We start from the raw sequence: 17866 nt of genomic DNA, 5'->3' as shown, positions 1-17866 counted from the left end.
CAGGTACGTTCCGATGTGGACTGCTGAAAGCTAGGACAACTGTTGTGTGCTGTACACAACTTGAGCAAGGTTCATGTCTGCCGACCGGGCGCGGGGCGTCGAGTCGGCCGGTAATCACCCCTGGGTGGCCGTTAGTTGACGGCCGAGTGCCAGTTCTGCGAGAAGACCTTTCCGGCGTCGGGGGCGAGGACGCCGGGGGCGAAGAGGCCGGTCAGGAACGTCTGGGTGTTGTTGAGCGTCAGCTTGTTCTTGCCGGAGGCGGCGGGCAGGCCGGTCTTGAGGTTGACCGCCGCGTCGATGACGCCGAACCACCCGAGGCCGCAGCCGCTGGCGCCGGGGACGGCGAAGGTGTCGTCGTACTGGGTGGAGCCGAGGAGGTTGAGGCGGCTCATGTCGCCCTCCTCGTTCGCGGAGCCGTCGCCGTTGAAGCGCTCGACGCCGAACTCGGGCCCGTTGAGGTTCCTCGGGCGCAGCAGAATCGGGTTGGCCTTGGTGCCGATGTAGCAGTTGTCGCCGAGGAACGGGTTCTGGAGGCGGATGCGGACCGGGATGGTCACGATCGGCTGGTCGGTGAGGACGCCGGCGATCTGGTCGAAGTCGGAGGGGGTGCCGACCGACTCCATGGTGGCGGTGATCTTGTTGAGCTTGGCGTCGGAGAGCTGCCGGCAGATGTCGGTGATGAACGGGATGTCGCTCGGACACATCAGGCCGAGCAGTCCGCCGGGGACGGTGGCGGGGTCGGCGATGAGGGCGCCTCCGGCGGGTGCGACGACCGAGTTGGTGCCGTCGGTGTTCTGCACGACGCCGATCTGGAGGTTGGTTTTGCCGGTGGGCACGGTCGTGTTGCCCAGCTTGATGGAGCCGCTGAAGGAGTACGAGACGACGCACTGCGGGGCCTTGTCGAGACCGTCCGAGGAGATCATCGCGGTGGCGTCGACGGGGCAGCGGGTGGAGGGACCCCAGCCGCCGTTGAGCACCGGGGCGGCGGCGGTCGCCGTGCCCATGGAGGCGAAGGCGCCCAGCGCGGTGAGGGCGGAGACGGTGGCCAGCTTCGTACGGGCGGTGACGAGGGGCATGGCGGGTGCCTTTCGTTTCGTTGGAGGGGAGCGGGGGCGGGCGGTGCGGGTCAGCGCTCGGGCTTGGGGACCAGGCGGGGCTGGAGGTCCTCGGTGCAGATCTCCATGGGGGGCGCCTCGACGCCGACGGAGCAGGTGCTGCCCTGGATCTGCTTGACGTAGTTGCCGGGTCCGGAGATGGAGGCGGTGAGCAGCCGGTCGAGGTCCTCGCCGTCGGTGCCGCACCCCTGGAAGGCGGGGATGGTCACCTCGCCGGTGAGCGGACCGCCGCCGGTGAGGATGTAGCCGACGGGGGTGTCGGGCACGGTCTGGCTTCCCCTGCCGACCAGGACCAGGTGGTCGCCGGGGTACTTGACGGGGTCGGGCTCGGGGGAGGAGAGCGGCGTCCGCGTGCGGCAGGAGGGGCCGACGTCGAGCTTGGTGCCGTTCACCTCTACGTCGAGGACGCGCAGGGTCAGGGGGACCCGGACGTGCGTCGTCAGGATGTTGGTGGGGAAGATGAGGAGCACGTCGGAGTCGATGGTCATCGGCCCCGTCTGCTCCAGGACCAGCGTCGCGGTGGCGGGGGCGAAGTCGAAGGTCAGGAACGTGGCCTTGAACGGCGGCGTCTGTTGCCGCCCCTCATGGGAGAGCCGGCCCGTGGCCGGCGTGATGACGTGCATGTTCCCCTGCGGGTCCATCGCGATCTCCGGCAGACCCTGCTCGATCAGGGTGCAGGTCAGCGGGATGAGGTTGGCGCCGTTCAGCTTGCGCACGTTGCTGTAGCCGGTGATGTACGCCGACAGCGACATGGGCGTCGGCTTCTCGGTGAGGCAGGGCGGGGCGTCCGGGCGGGCGGGCGGTGCGCCGGGGGTTTCCTCGCCCGCCTCCGCCGGTCCCGCGTCCGCCTGCGGTCCGACGTGCGGGCCCTCGTCCGGCGTGCCGGTGGTGTCCGGCGGCGCCGGTGCCGTCCGGTCCGTCGGGAGCGGCGGCACGGGCAGACCGGAGGAGGGGGACGGCGATGTCGGGGAGGAGCCGGAGGGGGACGGGGTGGCGGACGTCGGGGGAGCGGTGCTCGGTTCCCCGGTGGGGGTGGCGGCGCCGACCGGGACCGTGGCCAGTGTCGTACCGCCTTCCGCGTCCGGGGCGGGGGCGCAGGGGACGGTGAGGGACGCGGGGGTGGTGGGCGCGCCCTCGGCGGTGCTGGGGGCGAGGTCGACGACGATCCCCCCGGCGGTGAGGGTCAGGTCGCCCGCGGTGTCCGTCGTCAGGATCGGCACGTCGCCGGTCGTGGTCAGGGTGAGGGGGCCTTCGGCGGGCACGGGGACGGGCTGTGCCGTCCCGCTCCATGTCGCCTCCGTGCCCTGCTCGTTCTGGGCGACGCCGACGGTGAGCCGGGTCTCCGCCCGTACGGTGGCGGCCTTGAGCGCCGTGAGGTCGGCCACGGCCGCCGCCGGGAACTCCACCGTCGTGGTGACGTCGGTGGGCCGGATCTCCTCGCCCACGGCGGCCCGTTCGGGGAACGCCGCCGTGATCCGTACCGTCGCCGGCTGCGTACCCGAGGGCAGGGTGCACACGTAGGGCAGCGCGGCGTCGACCTTCAGCGTGCCCACGGCGACGGCCGCCGCCGGGAGCAGGGGGGCGAGCGCCACGAACGCGGCGATCGTCGCGCCGCGCACGCGCACGCGCGCGCGGGAGGATCGGGGGGTGGGCCGTGGGCCTCTCATCTGGTGCTCCGCTCGGGGCTACGGGTTGGTGCCGACGATCGTCGGGATGGTGGTGCCGACCTTGACCAGGTAGTCGCCCCGGAAGGTCGGCTTGGCGCCGACCGCGACGAAACCGCCGCAGTTGGTCGCCGCGACGACGGTGAGTTCGCCGGGGAGGCTGCCGACGGCCAGCCGGCCGGTCGCGTTGGTGTACGTGCTGGACGCCGTGCCGGTGACGCGGAAGACGCAGGCGCCGACGGTCAGCTTCACGTCGACGCTGCCGACGCGGCCCTGGGAGACGCCGGTGGACGCCGTGTGGTCCTGGGCCAGCACCGTCCAGGGGAGGGCCGGGGTCACGGAGAACGACCCCAGCGGGCTGGTGCAGGAGCCGAAGGTGAGGGTGGTGATGACGGCGACGCCCGCCGGGTTGCCGTCGGCGCTGTTCATCTGCCCGGAGGCGGTGGACCGACCGCAGGTCAGGGCGAGGCCGTTGAGGGTGAGGACGACGTTCCCGCTGTTCACGGCGGTGAAGTGGCCGGGGGACGGGAGGACGGTCCAGACGGTCGACGGCACCGCCGAGGCCGGGGCCGCCGTGAGGGCGAACGCGGTCACGACCGCTCCGGCGACGGCGGCGAGCTTTCCGATCGGCTTCTTCATGGCTCTCGGGGTCTCCTCGGGAACGGCCGGCGTTCGGGGTGCGGACAGGCCCGCGTCCGCCCGGCCAGGGGTCCGGCCGGACGGACGCGGGTTCCTGATCCGTTACGGGTTCGAGCCGACGATCTTCGGGATGACCGAGCCCGCCTTGAAGAGGTACGTGCCCTTGAAGGTCGGCTTGGCGCCGACCGGGACCGCCGTACCGCAGTTGGTCGCCGAGACGACGGTGAGCTCGCCCGCGACGCTGTTGACGGCGAGCGCGCCCGTCGAGTTGGTGTAGGTGCCGGACGCCTTGCCCGTCACGCGGAAGACGCAGGCGCCGACGGTCACCTTGGCGTCGACGTTGCCGATGTGGCCCTTGGTGACACCGGTCGCCGCGGTGTAGTCCTGCGCCACGATCGTCCACGGGGTGGTCGGGACCGTGGACACGTTGCCGAGCACGCTGGTGCAGGGCGCGCCGGTGGCGCCGAAGGCGATGGAGGTGATCTGGCCGACGGTCGCCGGGTTGCCGGTGGTGCTGGCGCCCGTGCCCGCGCCGTTCGACTTCGTACACGTCATGGCGATGCCGTTGACGCTGAGGACGATGTTCCCGCTGTTGACCGCGGTGATGCTGGCCGGGGACGGGGTGACGGTCCAGACCGTCGAGGGCACCGCGGAGGCGGGGCTGACGGTGAGGGCGAAGGCGGCGGAGGCGCCACCCGCGACGACGGCCAGGTTTCTGATCGACTTCTTCATGGCTCTGGGACTCTCCTTGGGGATTGACCGGCAGAGGGTGCTTCGGTGGGGGTGCCGCGGCGGGGCCGGAATGGCCGGCGGTCCAGCCGCCGTCCCGTCGCGAAACCTGACGTTACTTGCGGGAAACTTAGCCGAACAATGGCGCGAACCATGATTCTTTGAAGACGGCTGAATGCCTGTCAAGGGGGTGAGCGATGGCGGGAATACGCTTGGTTCCCGCGTGCGTAATGTCGACAATTCTGATCGATCAGACGAGGTCGGCGAGGGCTTCCGCCGGCCGTCACTGTCGATTCCTTCCCGAGCTGACAAGCGCTCTCTCCGAATTGTCTCCGGCCTGATAAAGCGCCCCGCCGGAGGGCCTGTTCCGCGAAATCTCCGGATCCGGTATTGCCCAGCGAGGTTACTCAGCCGTAGCGTTCCCGGGAGTCGACGCTCAGTCGCAGGTCGGCGCCCCATTCTGTCGTCGCGGAGACAAAAGCTCCTCCCGGTTTTGTCTTCGTGGTGACAAACGCGGAAGCGGATCAATGATTTTGCGCCAGAGCTATTGTCCGGGTGATCCAGAACGGCCTACCGTGCGCCCGCGGCGCACGCGCCACGCACGCTTGCTGGAGGTGGGATGGGAATCGAAGTAGTCGTTGAGGGACTGACCATGTCCTTCGGCAAGCAGAACATCTGGCAGGACGTGTCGCTGACGTTGCCGGCCGGAGAGGTGAGCGTCATGCTCGGCCCTTCCGGAACCGGAAAGACCGTCTTCCTGAAATCGCTCATCGGGCTGCTGAAACCGCAGCGCGGCCGGGTCCTCATCAACGGCGTCGACATGGTCCGCAGCCCCGAACGGGACATCTACGAGACCCGCAAGCTCTTCGGCCTCATGTTCCAGGACGGCGCCCTCTTCGGCTCCATGACGCTCTTCGACAACATCGCCTTCCCGCTGCGCGAGCACACCCGCAAGCGCGAGTCCGAGATCCGGCGCATCGTCATGGAGCGCATCGAACTCGTCGGCCTGCTGGGCGCGGAGGGCAAGCTGCCGGGCGAGATCAGCGGCGGCATGCGCAAGCGCGCCGGCCTGGCCCGCGCGCTCGTCCTCGACCCGCAGATCGTGCTGTGCGACGAGCCCGACTCGGGCCTCGACCCGGTCCGCACCGCGTACCTCTCCCAGCTCCTGATCGACCTCAACGCGCGGATCGACGCGACGATGCTGATCGTCACCCACAACCTCGACATCGCGGCCACCGTCCCCGACAACATGGGGATGTTCTTCCGGCGCAACCTGGTCACCTTCGGACCCCGCGAGGTGCTCCTCACCAGCGACGAACCGGTCGTCACCCAGTTCCTCGCCGGCCGCCGCGAAGGACCCATCGGCATGTCCGAGGAGAAGGACGCGGCCACGCTCGCCGCCGAGGCGGACAACGCCCCGGCCGGCCCGCCGGACGGGCCCCGCGTCATCGTCCCGCAGCTGGAGCCCTCGCCCGGACTGCCCGCGCGCGCGGCCGTCGCCCGCCGCCGCGAGCGCGTCCTCGGCATGCTGGACAAGCTGCCGCCCGCCGCCCGCGACGCCATCGAGGCGACCTACGCGCGGCAGGCCGCCGCGCCGACCCTCTCGATGCCCACCGCAGGGGGCGGCGCGTGATCGGCGGGGCGCTGCGGCAGACCGGCCGGCTCTTCGCGCTCGCCGCCGAGGTGAGCCGGGCGGTCTTCCGCAGGCCCTTCCAGTTCCGGGAGTTCGTCGAGCAGTTCTGGTTCGTCGCGAGCGTCACGATCCTGCCGGCCGCGCTCGTCTCCATCCCGTTCGGCGCCGTGATCGCCCTTCAGGTCGGCTCGCTCACCCAGCAGTTGGGCGCCCAGTCCTTCACCGGCGGCGCCTCCGTCCTCGCCGTCATCCAGCAGGCCAGCCCGCTCATCGTCGCCCTGCTGATCTCCGGCGCCGCCGGCTCCGCGATCTGCGCCGACCTCGGCTCCCGCAAGATCCGCGAGGAGCTGGACGCGATGGAGGTCATGGGCGTCTCGCCGGTCCAGCGCCTGGTCGTCCCGCGCGTCCTCGCCACCATGGCCGTCGCCGTCCTCCTCAACGGCATGGTCTCCGTCGTCGGCACCCTGGGCGGCTACTTCTTCAACATCGTCCTCCAGGGCGGCACCCCCGGCGCGTACCTCTCCAGCTTCTCCGCCCTCGCCCAGCTGCCCGACCTGTACATCAGCGAACTCAAGGCCCTGATCTTCGGCTTCATCGCGGGCATCGTCGCCGCCTACCGGGGCCTCAACCCGCGCGGCGGCCCCAAGGGCGTCGGCGACGCCGTCAACCAGGCCGTCGTCATCACCTTCATGCTGCTGTTCTTCGTGAACATGGTGCTGACGGGGCTCTACCTCCAGATCGTCCCGCCGAAGGGAGGCTGAGACGATGGCCTCCCCGCTCGCCTGGCTCGACCGCTCCGGCGACCAGCTCCTGTTCTACGTGAGGGCCCTCCTCTGGGTCCCGAGGACGCTGCGCCGCTACCTCAAGGAGGTGCAGCGGCTGCTCGCCGAGGTCGCCTTCGGCTCCGGCGGCCTCGGGGTCGTCGGCGGCACCATCGGCGTCATGATCGCGATGACGCTCTTCACCGGGACCGTCGTCGGACTCCAGGGCTACGCCGCCCTCGAACAGATCGGCACCGCCGCCTTCACCGGCTTCGTCTCCGCCTACTTCAACACCCGCGAGATCGCCCCGCTCGTCGCCGGCCTCGCCCTCTCCGCGACCGTCGGCGCCGGCTTCACCGCCCAGCTCGGCGCCATGCGCATCAACGAGGAGGTCGACGCCCTCGAAGGCATGGGCATCCGCTCCATGCCGTACCTGGTCACCACCCGCATCATCGCGGGCGTCGTCGCCATCGTCCCGCTCTACGCGGTCGGCCTGCTCTCCTCCTACCTGGCCTCCCGCTACGTGACGGTCCTCTTCAACGGGCAGTCCCAGGGCACGTACGACCACTACTTCAACCTGTTCCTGTCACCGACGGACGTCCTGCTGTCGATGCTGAAAGTGCTGATCTTCAGCGTGATGGTGATCGTCGCCCACTGCTACTACGGCTTCCGCGCCTCCGGCGGCCCCGCCGGCGTCGGCATCGCGGTCGGCCGGTCCGTGCGCAACGCCATCGTGCTGATCAGCGTCACCGACTTCTTCCTGTCGCTGGCCCTCTGGGGCGCGACCACGACCGTGAAGGTGGCGGGGTGAGATGAACGCTCCACGAGGTCAGACCCTGCGCCGCCGGTCCGCCGGCGTCGTCTTCCTGCTGGTACCCGCCCTGCTCGCGTGGCTGGCGGTCGCCGTCTACGAGAAGAAGTTCACCGACTCCGACCCGATCGTCGTCGAGACCGGCAGCGTCGGCAACGAGATGCACCTCGGCGCCGAGGTGAAGCTCCGCGGCGTCGTCGTCGGCGAGGTCCGCGCCATCGACGCCACCGACACCGGCGCCCGGCTCACCCTCGCCATGCGGCCCGGCTCCCTCGACCACGTACCGTCCGACGTCCGCGCCCAGATGCTGCCGACCACGCTCTTCGGCGAGCGCTACGTCGCCCTCGTGCCGCTCGCGAACCCGTCGCCGCGGCCGCTCGGCCCCGGCGCCGTCATCCCCGAGGACCGCTCCGGCAACGCCGTCGAACTCCAGCAGGTCCTCGACAACCTCCTGCCGATGCTCACCGCCGTCCAGCCGCAGAAGCTGTCCGCCACCCTGTCCGCCGTCTCCCAGGCACTCGAAGGACGCGGCGAGAAGCTCGGCGACACCCTCGCCCGGCTCGACGGCCACCTCAAGAAGTTCAACCCCCACCTGCCCGCCCTCACCCGGGATCTCAAGGAACTCGTGAAGGTCAGCCACCTCTACGCGGACGCCGCCCCGGACATCCTCACGGCGCTCACCGACTTCACCACCACCAGCGGCACCCTCGCCGAGAAGGAGGCGGCGCTCTCCGGCACCCTCGGCGCCACCACCCGGACCGCCCAGGACCTGACCGCCTTCCTGCGGAGGAACAAGGACACGATCATCCGGCTCAGCGCCACCAGCCGGCCCACCCTGGAGCTGCTCTCCGAGCACTCCTCGTCCTTCCCCTGCACGCTGCGCACCCTCGCCCAGTTCGTCCCCGCCATGGACAAGGCGCTCGGCAAGGGCACCGATCGGCCAGGACTGCACGTCAACGTCACCACCGTGCCCTCGCGCGGCGCGTACGTCCCCGGCCGCGACACCCCGGTGTACGGCTCCGGCGGCGGCCCCCGCTGCTACCCCGTGCCCTACCTCGGCGTCCCGGTCGCACCCGCCGCCCGGGCGTCCGCCGCGGCCGACCAGGACCTCGGGCCCGCCAACTCCCCGCAGGAGAACGACCTCGTCACCGAACTCCTCGCCCCCGCCGCCGAGAAGCCGGCCGGCGAACTGCCGGACTGGAGCAGCCTGCTCGCCGGACCCGCCTTCCGCGGAGCGGAGGTGACCCTCCGATGAGGAAGCCGCAGTCGCACACCCGGCGCCGGGGACTCACCGGCACCGTCCTCAAGTCCCTCGCCTTCGTCCTGGTCACGGCGGTCGCCACCACCGTCCTCGGCTTCAGCATCGCCAACACCGGCGTCGGCGCCCCCACCCACTCGTACAAGGCGCTCTTCACCGACGTCACCGGCCTCGTCGCCGGCGACTCGGTGCGCATCGCGGGCGTGAAGGTCGGCGAGGTGACCGACGTACGCGTCGTCGAACGGCGCACCGCCCAGGTCACCTTCACCGTCCGCGAGGACCGCTCGCTGCCCCGCTCCGCCACCGCCGGGGTCAAGTACCTCAACATGGTCGGGCAGCGGTACGTCTCCCTCGGCCGCGGCAGCGGCGACCTCACCGGCACCCTGGAGGACGGCGGGACCATCCCGCTCGACCGCACCACCCCCGCCCTCGACCTGACCCTGCTCTTCAACGGCTTCAAGCCGCTCTTCGAGGGCCTGTCGCCCGCCGACGTCAACGACCTCGCCGGCTCGCTCGTCCAGGTCCTCCAGGGCGAGAGCGGCACCGTCGACAGCCTCCTGCGCCACATCGGCTCCCTCACCAAGACCGTGGCCGCCAAGGACAAGGTCATCGGGGACGTCGTCACCCACCTCAACACCGTCCTCACCACCCTCAACGACCGCGAGGCCGGCTTCGAGGACCTCGTCGTCACCCTCCAGAAGCTCGTCACCGGCTTCAACACCGACCGCAAGCCCCTCGGCGAGGCGGTCGCGGCCATGGGCGACCTCACGATCACCACCGCCGGACTCCTCCAGGACGGACGGGCCCCCCTCAAGAAGGACATCCGCGAACTGGGCCGGCTCTCCACCACCCTCGGCGAACACACCCCCGCCATCGAGCGGTTCCTCGCCCACACCCCCGGCAAGCTGACCGCCCTGGCCCGCCTCTCCTCGTACGGCTCGTGGTTCAACCTCTACCTCTGCGAGGCGCGCGTGACCGGCGTCACCACCTCCGACGGCTCCAAGCCGCCGACCGGCATCGCCGTGACCGAACCGAGGTGCCGCGGATGAGCCCCCTGATCAAGCCCGTCAAGGAACGCAACCCCATCGGCGTCGCCGTCGTCGGACTCCTCCTCCTCGGCCTCCTCGCCGCCCTCGCGTACAACGTCGAACGGCTCCCGCTCGTCGGCGGCGACACCACCTACAGCGCCGACTTCTCCGAGGCCGCCGGGCTCGACACCGGCGACGAGGTCCGCGTCGCCGGCGTCAAGGTCGGCGAGGTCACCGGCGTCACCCTCGACGGCCCCAAGGTCAAGGTGACCTTCGAGGTCGGCGACGCCTGGGTCGGCGACCGGTCCACCGCCGCCATCGCCATCAAGACCCTGCTCGGCGAGAAGTACCTCGCCCTCGACCCGCTGGGCTCCGCCCGCCAGGACCCCGGGACCCGCATCCCGCTCTCCCGCACCACCTCCCCGTACGACGTGACGCAGGCGTTCCAGGACCTCAGCGGCACCATCGACGACCTCGACACCGGGAAGCTCGCGGAGAGCTTCCGGACCATCTCCGACACCTTCAAGGACTCGCCGCCGCACGTGCGCAGCGCCGCCGACGGCCTGTCCGAACTGTCGAAGTCCGTCTCCAAGCGCGACACCGAACTCGCCCGGCTGCTCCGGAACAGCGAGCGGTTCACCAAGACCCTCAAGAACAAGAAGTCCAGCTTCGAGGTGCTCCTGGAGGACGGCGGCTCCCTGCTCGGCGAACTCCAGAAGCGCCGCGACGCCGTCCGCGCCCTGCTCAAGGGCAGCAGGGCGCTCGGCACCGAACTCAGCGGCCTCGTCGGCGACAACGACCGGCAGCTCGGCCCGACCCTGAAGGCCCTCGGCCGGGTCACCGGCGTCCTGGAGAAGAACAGCGGCCAGCTCGACAAGACCCTCGCGCTCGTCGGCCCCTACTACCGGCTCGTCGGCAACACCCTCGGCACCGGCCGCTGGTTCGACAGCTACCTGTGCGGCGTGGTGCCCCGCGACTACCTGCCCGCGGGCTCCCGGCCCACGACCGGATGCCTGCCGCCGAAGCAGAAGGCGGCGGCCCAGGGGAGCGGTGCACGATGACCAGGACCAGGAAACCCCTCGCCGCCGGCCTCACCCTCGCGGTGCTCGCCGCCTGCGGCCTCGTCGCCGCCCGCGCCCTCGACGAGGACGGCATCCGCGTCACCGCCTACTTCGACCGGGCCATCGGCATCTACGCGGGATCCGACCTGCGCGTCCTCGGAGTCCGCGTCGGCGAGGTCGAGTCCGTGGAACCCCAGGGCACCCGCGTACGCGTCGCGCTCCGGCTCGACGAAGGCGTCCTCGTCCCCGCCGACGCCCGCGCCCTCGTCGTCGCCCCCAGCATCGTCGCCGACCGGTACGTCCAGCTCAGCCCCGCCTACACGGCGGGCCCCGCCCTCGACGACGGCGCCGAACTCCCCGCCTCCCGCAACCGCACCCCCGTCGAGATCGACCAGCTGTACGCCTCGATCACCGACCTCGGCGAGGCGCTCGGCCCGGACGGCGCCAACTCCGCGGGAGCGCTCTCCGCCCTCCTCGACACCGGCGCCAAGAACCTCAAGGGCAACGGCGCCGCCATCGGCACCTCCATCGACCGCTTCGGCAAGGCGGCCAAGACCCTCGACGGCAGCAGCGAGCACCTCTTCGCCACCCTCGGCCACCTCCAGACCTTCACCACCATGCTCAAGGAGAAGGACGACGACGTCCGCACCGCCCAGGAACGCCTCGACGAGGTCGTCGGCTACTTCGCCGAGAACAAGGACGACCTCGCCGGCGCCCTCAAGGAACTCGGCAAGGCCCTCGCCCAGGTCAAGACCTTCATCAAGGACAACCGCGGCGAACTGAAGAAGAACGTCGACCGGCTCGTCCCCCTCACGCAGACCCTCGTCGACCAGCGCGCCTCCCTCGCGGAGGCCCTCGACGTCGCCCCGCTCGCCGCGGGCAACCTCGTCGGCGCCTACGACAAGGACACCCGCACCATCAACGGCCGCGCCAACCTCAACGAGATCAGCATGGGCGGCCCCCTGCTCCCGCTGCCCGTCACAGGAGACTCCGCGACCGGCGGAGCCACACCGAGCGCCGGACCGACGGCGACCACCGCAGAGGAGGACCGGTGAGACGCCCCCGCCTGCCCTCGGCCAGGGCCGCCGGCGCCGGAGCCGCCGGAGCGGTCGCCCTCGGCCTCGGCCTCGCCGTCGCCCTCGGCGCGGTCCCGTCCGTCCCCGTCCGCTTCGACGGCATCGAGGACCTGCCGCTGCCCGGCGGCGCCGACCTCGGCGCCCACCCCTACACCGTCACCGCCGAGATCGCCGACGTCCTGAGCCTCGTGCCCCAGTCCGCGGTCAAGGTCAACGACGTCGCCGTCGGCCGCGTCACCGCCATCGAACTGGACCCCGCCACCTGGTCCGCCCGCGTCACCCTGAAGATCAACGGCGACGTCCGGCTGCCCGCCGACACCGGCGCCCGCGTCGAACAGTCCAGCCTCCTCGGCGAGAAGTACGTCCAGCTCGTCGCCCCGCCGGCCGCCCGCCCCGCCCGCGGCGGCGTCCAGCAGGCAGCGGCCCGCCGGGACACCGCCGCCCGCCTCACCGACGGCAGCGTCATCCCGCTCCCCCGCACCAACCGCAACACCGAGGTCGAGGAGGTCTTCGGCGCCCTCTCCCTCCTGCTCAACGGCGGCGGCGTCAACCAGCTCAAGACCATCACCCGCGAACTCAACGCGGCGCTCGGCGGACGCGAACCCCAGGTCCGCTCCATGCTCAAGCGCGTCGACACCCTCGTCACCCACCTCGACGCCCACCGCGGGGACATCACCCGCGCCCTCGACGGCCTCAACCGGCTCTCCACCACCCTCGCCGGCCGCAAGAAGGACGTGGACACGATCCTCACCGACCTCTCGCCCGGCCTGAAGACCCTGGAGAACCAGCGGGGATCGCTGCTCACCATGCTGCGCTCCCTCGACACCCTCTCCGGCGTCGCCGTCTCCACCGTCGAAGCGAGCAAGAAGGACATGATCGCCGACCTCAAGGCCCTCGCACCGACCCTGACGGCCCTCGCCGACGCCGGCGCCGACCTGCCGGAGTCGCTCCAGGTCCTGCTGACGTACCCCTTCACCGACGAGGTGATGAAGGGCATCAAGGGCGACTACCTCAACACCTACCTGCACCTCGCGGCCGAACCCGGCACCGAGGTGATCCCGCCGCTCGTCCCCCAGGCCGACCCCACCCCCACCCCCACCCCGACCCCCTCGGACCCGAACGCCCCCGCGGTACAGCGCCAGGGCGCCGCCCGGGGCACGCAATCCCCCCTGCCCCTGCCGGCCCTCACCCCCAAGGCCGGAGGCGAGCACCGGTGATCACCCGAACCGTACGGCTCAAGAACCTCGCGTTCCTCGTCATCGCCGTCACCGTCCTCGCCTTCGTCGGCATCCGCTACGCCGACCTCGGCCGCCACGTCGGAGTCGCCGACCACTACACGGTCCGCGTCCACCTCGCCCGCACCGGCGGCCTGTTCACCCACTCCGACGTCACCTACCGGGGCGTCTCCGTCGGCCGGGTCGGAGCCATCGACCTCACCGCCGACGGCGTCGTCGCCGAGCTGCGCATCAAGAAGTCGGCCCCCGACATCCCCGCCGACGCGCGCGCCGTCGTCGCCGGACTCTCCGCCGTCGGCGAGCAGTACATCGACCTGCGCCCCGAGAGCGACGGCGGCCCCTACCTCGCCGACGGCGCCCGCATCGAGCAGTCCGACACCCAGGTCCCCGCCCCGGTCACCGACGTCCTCAGCAGCATGGACGAACTGACCCGCTCCGTCCCCCTCGACTCCCTCCGCACGGTCGTCGACGAACTCGGCAAGGCGTTCGAGGGCCACGGCGACGACCTCCAGGTCCTGCTCGACAGCGGCAGCGCCTTCGTCCAGGCCGCCGACCGCTCCCTGCCGGTCACCACCCGCCTCATCCACGACGGCGAGGTCGTCCTGCGCACCCAGGCCGACGAGAGCCGCGCCATCCGGGACTTCGCCACCGGAGCCCGCGAGCTCTCCGCCACCCTGAAGGGCTCCGACGCCGACCTCCGCCGCCTCCTGACCGTCACGCCCGACGCGGCCGGCCAGGTCAGCGGCCTGCTCAACGACCTCGACCCCAGCCTCGGCGTCGTCCTCGCCAACCTCCTCACCACCTCCGAGATCGCCCTCACCCGGCAGCGCGGCATCGAGGAACTCCTCGTGACCTACCCGGCGGCCGTCTCGGCCGGAGCCACCGCCGTCGACGGCGGACGCCTCAACGTCGGCCTGGCCGTCACCTTCTTCAAGCCCCTGCCCTGCACCTCCGGCTACGGCGGTACGCGCTACCGCAACGGCCTCGACCTCGGCACCGCGCCGGCCCTCAACACCGGCGCCGCCTGCACCAGTCCGGCCCTGACCGGGATCAACGTCCGCGGCTCCGCCCACGCCCCGAAGGGCGACGCGCCGCCCGCCCCGCCCGGCCCGCGCGCGCTGATCCCGGACGAGCTGCCGCGCTCGGCCGGCGCGAAGCCACCGCTGCCCGGCGCGCTCGCCCTGCCGGGCGAGGCCGACGGCCCGACCGACATGGCCGGACTCCTCGGCCTGGACACCGGGAGCGACCGATGACGCGGGCCGGGCTGCTCTCCGCCGCCGCCCTCGCCGTCGCCCTCGGCTTCTGCGGCACCGGCGCCTGGACCTACACCCAGGCCCGCACCGACCAGGAGCTCGCCTTCGGCCGCGAACGCGACACCGCGCTCGCCGAGGGCCGGGAGCGCCTCACCGTCCTCAACTCCCTCGACGCCTCCACCCGCGAGCGCGCCGAGGCGGGCATCCAGGCATGGCGCGACGCCTCCACCGGCGCCCTGCGCACCGAACTCGGCCGCACCGAGCCCGCGGTGGGAGCCTCCGCCCGCGCCACCGTCACCGAGGCCGCCCTCACCTCCCTCGACCCGCGCGCCGGTACGGCGAAACTCATCGCGACCGTACGCGTCGACGTCACGCCGCGCGGAGGCACCGCGGCCACCACCGACCGCAAACGGCTGGAGGCCGTCCTGACCCGCACCGGCGAGGACACCTGGAGGGTGGCGGCACTGAGCGCGGTCCCCGTCGCCGGAACCGAGAAGGGCGAGGGCGAGTGACCCGACTGCCGGGAACGACGGAAGAGACCGAAGAAAAGACCGAGGCCGTATCGGAGGAAGAGGCACGACAAGAGGACGGCGAGGAGACCGAGGCCGTATCGGAAGAAGAGGCACGGCAGGAGGACGGCGAGGAGACCGAGCCCCGCACCCGCCGCGCCGCCACCCGGCGCAAGGCCGCCCTCGCCACCGCCCTCGCCGCCCTCCTCCTCGGCGGCGGTGGGTTCTTCTACGCCGCCGACCAGCTCCACTCGACCCCCTCGGCGCGCAACCGGGCGCTCACCGACACCGCCGCCACCCACCGGGTCGGCGGCGACGTCAGCGAGGGCCTGGCCCGGATCTTCTCCTACACGCCCACCAGCTCCGACGCCGCCGAACGCAGCGCCGGGACCGTGCTGGCCGGCCGGGCGGCCCGCCAGTACACCGACCTCTTCGCCCAGGTCCGCAAGAGCCTGGTCGAGCAGCGCATCACCCTCTCCACCCAGGCCGTCCGCACCGGAGTGATCGAACTCCAGGGGGACAGCGCGCGCCTCCTCGTCTTCCTCGACCAGGTCTCGCGCCGCGACAAGGGCGCCGCCACCTCCGCGGCGGCCCAGCTCACCGTCACCGCGCGGTTCCAGGACGACCGGTGGCTGATCACCGACATCAAGGCCCGCTGACGATGAGCGGGAGACGGGAGCACTCCATGACACGCGCGGTCCGCACTCCGGCCGGTGCCCGGCCGGCCCTGGCCGCGGCCCTCGTGCTCACCCTCGTCGCGGGCGGCTTCGCGGCCTGGACCGGCCAGGGCTGGTACGCCGCCGCCCACGACGACACCGCCGCGTACGCCGCGGAGCGCGACCGGGCGCTCGCGGCGGGGGAGCAGGCGGTGCAGAACCTCAACACGCTCGACCACCGCAGCGTGGACCGGGGGCTCGACCTGTGGGAGTCCTCCACCACCGGTGAGCTGCACGAACAACTCGTCGACGGGCGCGAGGAGTTCGCGGGTCAGGTGAAGGCGGCGAAGACGGTGACGACGGCCCGGGTGCTGTCCGGCGCCGTCACCGAGCTCGACGACCGCTCGGGGCGGGCCCGGCTGCTCGTCGCCCTGCGCGTCACCGTCACGACGCCGGACAGCAAGAGCACCGACAAGGACAGCCGCATGCTGGGCGAACTCACCCGCGCCGACGGGCAGTGGAAGCTCAGCGGTCTGGGGCAGGCCCCCGTGGGCGGCACGGCGACCGGCTGACCGGTCCGTACCGCGAGAGCCGCCCGCACCCGAAAGGACACCGCACCGATGCCGACGCCCCGCCACCACCTCAACCGCCAGCGCCGCCGCCAGGCCCGCGCCGACCAGCCGGCCCCCGACCCCGGGACCCCGGGGGCCCTCCTGACCGAACCCGCGCCGCGGACGGCACGGCGAACGGCGGCGAAGCCCGTACAGGAAGAGGCGGAGGCACCGGAGCGCGAAGCGACCGAGGAGCCCGCGGCGCAGGGGCCCCGGCACCGCACCTCCCTCCTCGTCCTGTGCGTCCTGACGCTGCTGCTCGGCGGCTTCGCGGGGTGGGCGCACAGCAGGGCGGGGGAGCTGCGCGACGATCCGGCGCGCGGCAACACCGCCCTCACCGACCCGGCCCGCACCAGCGAGATCAAGGGGCAGACGGCCGAGGCCGTCGCCGCCCTCTTCTCCTACGACCACACGGACACGGCCGCCTTCGACCGGGCCGGGAAGGCGCTCCTCACGGGCAAGGCGGTCGAGCAGCACCGGGCGCTGTTCGCCGGGGTGCTGGCCCAGGCCGCCGCGCAGAAGTCGGTGATCACGACGACGGTCACCGACAGCGCGGTCGAGCGGATCGACGGCGACCGTGCCCGGGTCCTCGTCTACGCGGACCAGAGCAGCGTCAGCACCGCCGGGCCCGCGAAGCCGAAGCCGAAGGCGGGCCAGCAGCAGCCGAAGGCACAGGCACAGGACCAGGGGGTCTACGCGGGGGCGATGTTCGCCGTGGACGTCGTCCACCGGGACGGGACCTGGCTGGTCGAGGGCATCGACACCTTCGGCCGCTGAGCCGCCCGGTCGATACGGTCAGTCCGCCCGGGTCGCGACGAGTACGGTCGCGTACCGCTCCTCGCAGGTCTCGAAGCGCGGTTCCAGGCCGTACGCGGCGACGGCCTCGGCGGCCGGGCCGGTCTGTCGCTCGCTCGTCTCGACGAAGAGCCGCCCGCCGGGCGCCAGCCACTCCGGCGCCTCGGCGGCCACCCGGCGCAGCACGTCGAGGCCGTCCGGGCCGCCGTCGAGCGCGACGAGCGGTTCGTGCTCGCGCGCCTCGGGCGGCAGCAGGCCGACCTCCTCGGTGGGGACGTACGGCACGTTGGCGACCAGGATCTCGACGCGTCCGCGCAGCTCGTCCGGGAGCGGTGCGAAGAGGTCGCCGCCGAAGACGTGCCCGCCGCGGGGCTCGATGTTCCGGCGCGCGCAGCGCACCGCCGCCGGTTCGATGTCGGCGGCGTACACCCGCGCGTCCGGGACGGCCGACAGCAGCACCGCGCCGGCGGCGCCGGAGCCGCAGCACAGGTCGACGCAGAGCGCGCCGGGCGCGGCCAGGGCGACGGCCCGTTCGACGAGGAACTCGGTGCGCCGCCGGGGCACGAAGACGCCGGCGTCGACGGCGATCCGCAGACCGCCGAAGTCGGCCCAGCCGACGACGTGTTCCAGGGGGAGCCCGGCGGAGCGCCGCTCGACGAGGACGTCGAGCTCGGCGGCGTCACGGGCGGCGGAGAGGAGGAGTTCCGCCTCGTCCTCGGCGAACACGCAGCCCGCGGCGCGGAGTCGGGAGACGGTGGTGGAACGGAGGGGGACAGAGGGGTCGAGCGTCATGAGAGACCTTCCGGGAAGCCATGAGGAGGCTCCCTCGGCCCGCTACGACCGAACCGCCACCGAGGGGGAGCATCCTGCCTGCGTCGTGCGGATGGAACCCACCTCCTCCGGTCGCCGTGTACAGATCCCGATGATCGTACATCAGGGGTGGTGGGGGGGGGCGGGCCCCCCCCCCCCCCCCCCCCCGCCCCCCGCCGCGCCCCCCCCCCCCCGCCCCCCCCCCCCCCGGGGCGCCGCGGC

Annotated in this window: 18 protein-coding genes; 13 read left to right on the top strand and 5 right to left on the bottom strand. The window is 72.2% G+C overall.

Going from position 1 to position 17866, the window contains the following annotated elements; genetic code table 11:
• Positions 1–131 precede the first annotated feature (131 nt).
• The 4 genes from ACFXMG_RS36110 to ACFXMG_RS36095 form a co-directional block, all read right to left on the bottom strand.
• Positions 132–1076: a hypothetical protein gene (locus tag ACFXMG_RS36110; RefSeq protein WP_383819664.1), complete on the bottom strand. Its 945-nt coding sequence runs from the start codon at positions 1074–1076 to the stop codon at positions 132–134.
• Positions 1077–1126: 50 nt separating this feature from the next.
• Entirely contained in the window at positions 1127–2740 is a 1614-nt protein-coding gene (locus ACFXMG_RS36105) for a DUF6801 domain-containing protein (RefSeq protein ID WP_383819661.1), read from the bottom strand.
• Between the two features lie 60 nt (positions 2741–2800).
• The gene (locus tag ACFXMG_RS36100; protein ID WP_383819658.1) at positions 2801–3418 is read right to left on the bottom strand and encodes a hypothetical protein; all 618 of its coding nucleotides are present in this window, start codon (positions 3416–3418) and stop codon (positions 2801–2803) included.
• A gap of 102 nt (positions 3419–3520) precedes the next feature.
• Positions 3521–4150, bottom strand: coding sequence for a hypothetical protein (locus tag ACFXMG_RS36095; RefSeq protein WP_383819655.1), 630 nt, complete (start codon positions 4148–4150; stop codon positions 3521–3523).
• Positions 4151–4766: 616 nt separating this feature from the next.
• On the opposite strand from ACFXMG_RS36095, the gene ACFXMG_RS36090 reads away from it, so the two are divergent.
• The 13 genes from ACFXMG_RS36090 to ACFXMG_RS36030 are packed head-to-tail and all read left to right on the top strand — an operon-like array spanning position 4767 to position 16816.
• The gene (locus ACFXMG_RS36090; protein WP_383819652.1) at positions 4767–5780 is read left to right on the top strand and encodes an ABC transporter ATP-binding protein; all 1014 of its coding nucleotides are present in this window, start codon (positions 4767–4769) and stop codon (positions 5778–5780) included.
• Positions 5777–6541 (top strand): ABC transporter permease, encoded by a 765-nt coding sequence (locus tag ACFXMG_RS36085; protein ID WP_043223435.1) that lies wholly within the window; start codon positions 5777–5779, stop codon positions 6539–6541. The genes ACFXMG_RS36090 and ACFXMG_RS36085 overlap by 4 nt, the downstream gene beginning before the upstream one ends.
• Positions 6542–6545: 4 nt before the next feature.
• The gene (locus tag ACFXMG_RS36080; protein WP_383819650.1) at positions 6546–7352 is read left to right on the top strand and encodes an MlaE family ABC transporter permease; all 807 of its coding nucleotides are present in this window, start codon (positions 6546–6548) and stop codon (positions 7350–7352) included.
• A 1-nt stretch (position 7353) separates the two neighbouring features.
• On the top strand, positions 7354–8607 hold the full coding sequence (locus tag ACFXMG_RS36075) for an MCE family protein (protein ID WP_383819647.1): 1254 nt from the start codon (positions 7354–7356) through the stop codon (positions 8605–8607).
• Positions 8604–9659: an MCE family protein gene (locus tag ACFXMG_RS36070; RefSeq protein WP_383819644.1), complete on the top strand. Its 1056-nt coding sequence runs from the start codon at positions 8604–8606 to the stop codon at positions 9657–9659. The genes ACFXMG_RS36075 and ACFXMG_RS36070 overlap by 4 nt, the downstream gene beginning before the upstream one ends.
• A complete protein-coding gene (locus ACFXMG_RS36065; protein ID WP_383819641.1) occupies positions 9656–10699 on the top strand; it encodes an MCE family protein in 1044 nt (347 codons plus the stop codon). Before ACFXMG_RS36070 ends, ACFXMG_RS36065 begins: the two co-directional genes overlap by 4 nt.
• Positions 10696–11754, top strand: coding sequence for an MCE family protein (locus tag ACFXMG_RS36060; protein ID WP_383819638.1), 1059 nt, complete (start codon positions 10696–10698; stop codon positions 11752–11754). Before ACFXMG_RS36065 ends, ACFXMG_RS36060 begins: the two co-directional genes overlap by 4 nt.
• Complete coding sequence (locus tag ACFXMG_RS36055; protein WP_383819635.1) at positions 11751–12992, top strand: MCE family protein; 1242 nt, start codon at positions 11751–11753, stop codon at positions 12990–12992. Before ACFXMG_RS36060 ends, ACFXMG_RS36055 begins: the two co-directional genes overlap by 4 nt.
• Positions 12989–14263 (top strand): MCE family protein, encoded by a 1275-nt coding sequence (locus tag ACFXMG_RS36050; protein WP_383819632.1) that lies wholly within the window; start codon positions 12989–12991, stop codon positions 14261–14263. Before ACFXMG_RS36055 ends, ACFXMG_RS36050 begins: the two co-directional genes overlap by 4 nt.
• Positions 14260–14775 (top strand): hypothetical protein, encoded by a 516-nt coding sequence (locus ACFXMG_RS36045; protein ID WP_383819629.1) that lies wholly within the window; start codon positions 14260–14262, stop codon positions 14773–14775. Before ACFXMG_RS36050 ends, ACFXMG_RS36045 begins: the two co-directional genes overlap by 4 nt.
• A complete protein-coding gene (locus ACFXMG_RS36040; RefSeq protein ID WP_383819626.1) occupies positions 14772–15431 on the top strand; it encodes a hypothetical protein in 660 nt (219 codons plus the stop codon). The genes ACFXMG_RS36045 and ACFXMG_RS36040 overlap by 4 nt, the downstream gene beginning before the upstream one ends.
• A gap of 26 nt (positions 15432–15457) precedes the next feature.
• Entirely contained in the window at positions 15458–16000 is a 543-nt protein-coding gene (locus ACFXMG_RS36035) for a hypothetical protein (protein WP_383819623.1), read from the top strand.
• 48 nt (positions 16001–16048) lie between these two features.
• Complete coding sequence (locus ACFXMG_RS36030; protein WP_383819621.1) at positions 16049–16816, top strand: hypothetical protein; 768 nt, start codon at positions 16049–16051, stop codon at positions 16814–16816.
• 18 nt (positions 16817–16834) lie between these two features.
• Here the strand turns inward: ACFXMG_RS36030 and ACFXMG_RS36025 are convergent, their stop codons facing one another.
• Positions 16835–17626 carry a putative protein N(5)-glutamine methyltransferase gene (locus ACFXMG_RS36025; RefSeq protein ID WP_383819618.1) on the bottom strand — a complete coding sequence of 264 codons (792 nt, stop codon included), beginning with the start codon at positions 17624–17626 and terminating at the stop codon, positions 16835–16837.
• Positions 17627–17866: the final 240 nt, after the last annotated feature.

The organism is Streptomyces sp. NPDC059201, from assembly GCF_042754585.1.
In the GTDB taxonomy this organism is placed as follows: domain Bacteria; phylum Actinomycetota; class Actinomycetes; order Streptomycetales; family Streptomycetaceae; genus Streptomyces.
The sequence above is the reverse complement of the archived record's forward strand: the minus strand, read 5'-3'. Positions and strand labels throughout refer to the sequence as shown.

Coding starts and splice junctions, on each gene's coding strand:
- ACFXMG_RS36030 (WP_383819621.1), top strand. CDS start 16,049: ATGCCGACGCCCCGCCACCACCTCAACCGCCAGCGCCGCCGCCAGGCC.
- ACFXMG_RS36035 (WP_383819623.1), top strand. CDS start 15,458: ATGACACGCGCGGTCCGCACTCCGGCCGGTGCCCGGCCGGCCCTGGCC.
- ACFXMG_RS36025 (WP_383819618.1), bottom strand. CDS start 17,626: ATGACGCTCGACCCCTCTGTCCCCCTCCGTTCCACCACCGTCTCCCGA.
- ACFXMG_RS36095 (WP_383819655.1), bottom strand. CDS start 4,150: ATGAAGAAGTCGATCAGAAACCTGGCCGTCGTCGCGGGTGGCGCCTCC.
- ACFXMG_RS36075 (WP_383819647.1), top strand. CDS start 7,354: ATGAACGCTCCACGAGGTCAGACCCTGCGCCGCCGGTCCGCCGGCGTC.
- ACFXMG_RS36045 (WP_383819629.1), top strand. CDS start 14,260: ATGACGCGGGCCGGGCTGCTCTCCGCCGCCGCCCTCGCCGTCGCCCTC.
- ACFXMG_RS36110 (WP_383819664.1), bottom strand. CDS start 1,076: ATGCCCCTCGTCACCGCCCGTACGAAGCTGGCCACCGTCTCCGCCCTC.
- ACFXMG_RS36060 (WP_383819638.1), top strand. CDS start 10,696: ATGACCAGGACCAGGAAACCCCTCGCCGCCGGCCTCACCCTCGCGGTG.
- ACFXMG_RS36100 (WP_383819658.1), bottom strand. CDS start 3,418: ATGAAGAAGCCGATCGGAAAGCTCGCCGCCGTCGCCGGAGCGGTCGTG.
- ACFXMG_RS36065 (WP_383819641.1), top strand. CDS start 9,656: ATGAGCCCCCTGATCAAGCCCGTCAAGGAACGCAACCCCATCGGCGTC.
- ACFXMG_RS36080 (WP_383819650.1), top strand. CDS start 6,546: ATGGCCTCCCCGCTCGCCTGGCTCGACCGCTCCGGCGACCAGCTCCTG.
- ACFXMG_RS36070 (WP_383819644.1), top strand. CDS start 8,604: ATGAGGAAGCCGCAGTCGCACACCCGGCGCCGGGGACTCACCGGCACC.
- ACFXMG_RS36090 (WP_383819652.1), top strand. CDS start 4,767: ATGGGAATCGAAGTAGTCGTTGAGGGACTGACCATGTCCTTCGGCAAG.